4 protein-coding genes and 2 pseudogenes are annotated in these 2,649 nt (G+C 58.5%); 2 read left to right on the top strand and 4 right to left on the bottom strand.

Translation table 11 applies throughout. From position 1 onward, the window contains the following. Positions 1-200 precede the first annotated feature (200 nt). Positions 201-302 (top strand): annotated as a pseudogene (locus tag G332_RS13900) (peptide deformylase); the annotation flags it as partial. Positions 303-363: 61 nt separating this feature from the next. Here G332_RS13900 and G332_RS0112545 read toward each other — a convergent pair. Next, a complete protein-coding gene (locus tag G332_RS0112545; protein WP_019570592.1) occupies positions 364-561 on the bottom strand; it encodes a DUF2283 domain-containing protein in 198 nt (65 codons plus the stop codon). A gap of 318 nt (positions 562-879) precedes the next feature. Here G332_RS0112545 and G332_RS13605 point away from each other — a divergent pair. Further along, a pseudogene (locus tag G332_RS13605) lies at positions 880-969 on the top strand (peptide deformylase); the annotation flags it as partial. Between the two features lie 3 nt (positions 970-972). On the opposite strand, the gene G332_RS0112535 reads toward G332_RS13605, so the two are convergent. The 3 genes from G332_RS0112535 to G332_RS13600 form a co-directional block, all read right to left on the bottom strand. Next, positions 973-1,392 (bottom strand): SRPBCC family protein, encoded by a 420-nt coding sequence (locus G332_RS0112535; protein ID WP_019627335.1) that lies wholly within the window; start codon positions 1,390-1,392, stop codon positions 973-975. Further along, positions 1,383-1,514 (bottom strand): hypothetical protein, encoded by a 132-nt coding sequence (locus G332_RS13835; RefSeq protein WP_019627334.1) that lies wholly within the window; start codon positions 1,512-1,514, stop codon positions 1,383-1,385. Before G332_RS13835 ends, G332_RS0112535 begins: the two co-directional genes overlap by 10 nt. Before the next feature lie 546 nt (positions 1,515-2,060). Then, positions 2,061-2,390, bottom strand: a complete 330-nt coding sequence (locus G332_RS13600) for a hypothetical protein (protein ID WP_156000878.1) — start codon at positions 2,388-2,390, stop codon at positions 2,061-2,063. Positions 2,391-2,649 lie beyond the last annotated feature (259 nt).

The raw sequence follows: 2,649 nt of genomic DNA, 5'->3' as shown, positions 1-2,649 counted from the left end.
GCCTTGGGCATCGGTCTGCTCCTGCTGTCGTCGCCCTGAAATCTACATTAACCCATGAAAGGGTTGTATGGCTTCAGGTTGACAGACAGGGGGTCCGCACGGGATCGAGGGTCAGACCTTGCCTTTTGCGCCTCCCGTTATACGGAGGCAAAAGGCAAGGTCTGAACATCCCTCTCGCATTTTCAAGGCTTGGGCGTCTCGAGATCGACCACCTCGACGGCACCCTGTTCATCGACCGGGTAACCGACACCACCCACCTCGCCTTCCTCGAGGAATACCGCGAGTTCCACGCAGAAGCATAAGCCTCACGCCCGGTGCAGCTTACGGCGCCGGGCGCTTTATGGCGTCGACAAAAAGGAGAGCTTATGCCGCAATACCCTCGACAATGAGATGGCTAACGTCGGTACGCTGGCTTGCATGTTCAAAAGTGATTGCGCAGACATTGCCGCTGGCATCCACATCCAGGATGGTGTTTTCGTCCAGGTCTTTCGATTCCGCAATGTCGCTGCTGCGGAACTCGATGTACAGAGTATCGCTGTCATCGAAATAGCTGACTTTCATGGCCGGAACCCCCGATCAAAAAATGCATTGTGAATAGTCTCGCCATCGTCCAGCAGAATCACCCGCAGGTACCGGCCTTCCATTGCCTCGATCCTGGCCCAGCGCCTTATTCGGCCATCTGCCTGCACGTGCTCTCTCTCAGGATGCTGCATCACGTACTGGATCCATTCGTCCTTGATTCTCGCACGGTCCGGCCTGCCCCGAGTCGCCCGGAAGTATTTCGTTGTTTTCACCGATGTTTGTCCTTTCCTGCATGAATCGCTGGCTCCGTCCCCGTCAGGTAACCGAGGCGCCAGGCTGACTATCAGCCCCCCCTCACTCGACGGCACCCTGTTCATCCACCGGGTGACCGACACCACCCGCTTGGCCTTCGTCGAGGAATACCGCGAGTTCCACGCAGAAGCATAAGCCTCACGCCCGGTGCAGGACCGGCCGGGCATTGCGGACCACCTCGGCCCCCAGTTGGTCCAGCAACGGATGGGCGGCCAGGCCAAGCAGGCCGTCGGTCAGGGGGTTCTCGCCGCCGCAGCGCACGGCCAGCTGCAGATGCGTGCCACGCCCGCACGCCGACAGCCGGTAGCAGCCCTCACAGGACAGCCCGGCCAGCGTGCGCCAGCCGAGCAGACGCGGCGGGACCGCGACCAGCACCTCCACATCGAAGACCAGCGGCACCCCGGCCACCCGCACACGCCAGCGGTAGCGATCGGGCCCGACACGGGTGATGGACTCGATGGCCTCGCTGTATGCGGCGAACGCCTCCACCCGGGCCATCAGGTCGAACACCGCATCCGGAGCGGCATCGATCTCCATCTCGTGGTGGATCACCGCCATCGCGCACCGCTGCCGGATGCAGCGCGGGCCGGACCGGCGGCGTCGATGTCCACGCGGGAACTGGAGTAGTCGCAGGCCTTCGCGATGTCCTCCAGCGCCGGCATGTTGTCTACGCTGCGCATGGTGTGCCTCCTTCGCGATCCCGCGAGGTTGCAACGGGTTTGCCGGGGCCGTTCCCTGCCCCTTTCCTTTGACGCTAACCCCGTGATTGCAACAGTCAAAGGTGACCCCAGTGGCGATGGGGAATGGTTCGTGTCGCCTATCACCGATCGCATGGCGGAATGTTTCAACAGTCGGCACACCGCGGTGCACAAGGCAGGGTTTTCCAATCGTTTCGAGGCCTCAAATGCCCCCTTTAAGGACTTAAATCCGTCCCGAAAATGGATAAACCCGTATCAAATCCGTTCGTTATCGTGGTCCGCCCCCGTGATCACATCCCGACCGCTCGCCCACCGGTAAGTCGTACCAGCACAGGTAGTCGTCCTCCAGCCGCCGCGCAAAGCGCTTCTCGCCTGACGTCATCCGCGGGAGGCAGCTGTTCAGCGACGGTATGAGTGTTGTCATTCTCCGAACCCTACCTGCGTGGATAACGGCCAGCGTAACCGGCGCCCGACGAAGCGCAGCGCAGTCGGGTGTCCGCGTTGACGCTGTAGTTAGACTTTAATGGCTCAGAATTCTGCCAACGTATCAACATATTTTTCGAGAACCTTCTGAGCACCTGCATGATCATGAATGCTTGTGTCGTAAAGGATATAAAAAGCCCCCTGAGAACTAAAAAATTTGCCTGCTACCCCAACTTCAACTTCTGCGTTCACCTGAAATCGCGCGCACAGCTGATTGAATATGTCTTGATTTATATGCTCAATCTGAGTGCTAGAGAACGTTATGCCACGAACTTCTCGACCATCTATTACATAGCCTTCATTCTCCAACCCGCTTACAAGAGCTCCAAAAGACTCTCCATCGAAGGACTCCAAGCACATTTTTTGTTGTCTCATTAGCTACCTCATATGTCTAACAGTCGATTAGACAGAATCTGTCATATTGGTGATATACAGATTCTGCATATCATCCCGGCGTCCTCCTCTCGGCGGCACACCACTACAGGCAAACCATGCGTTTATCATGGTAGTGTGCGTCGCGTCGAGTGGCAGGGCATCCGCCCACTGCTGTCCCACTTACGCGGCCCTCAGCCGCAGGGGCATTTGGGGTTCGGGTGGATCCTGTTTTCGACCTCGGAGGAGATCGGCCAAGGGT

The organism is Thioalkalivibrio sp. ALJT (assembly GCF_000381825.1).
Taxonomy (GTDB): Bacteria; Pseudomonadota; Gammaproteobacteria; order Ectothiorhodospirales; family Ectothiorhodospiraceae; genus Thioalkalivibrio.
Note: the sequence above shows the minus strand (reverse complement) of the source record. Positions and strands in the feature narration are given on the sequence as shown.

Bases quoted from the DNA above. Each gene is read 5' to 3' on its own strand.
- G332_RS0112545 (WP_019570592.1), bottom strand. From the start codon at position 561: ATGAAAGTCAGCTATTTCGATGACAGCGATACTCTGTACATCGAGTTC.
- G332_RS0112535 (WP_019627335.1), bottom strand. From the start codon at position 1,392: ATGGCGGTGATCCACCACGAGATGGAGATCGATGCCGCTCCGGATGCG.
- G332_RS13835 (WP_019627334.1), bottom strand. From the start codon at position 1,514: ATGCGCAGCGTAGACAACATGCCGGCGCTGGAGGACATCGCGAAGGCC.
- G332_RS13600 (WP_156000878.1), bottom strand. From the start codon at position 2,390: ATGAGACAACAAAAAATGTGCTTGGAGTCCTTCGATGGAGAGTCTTTT.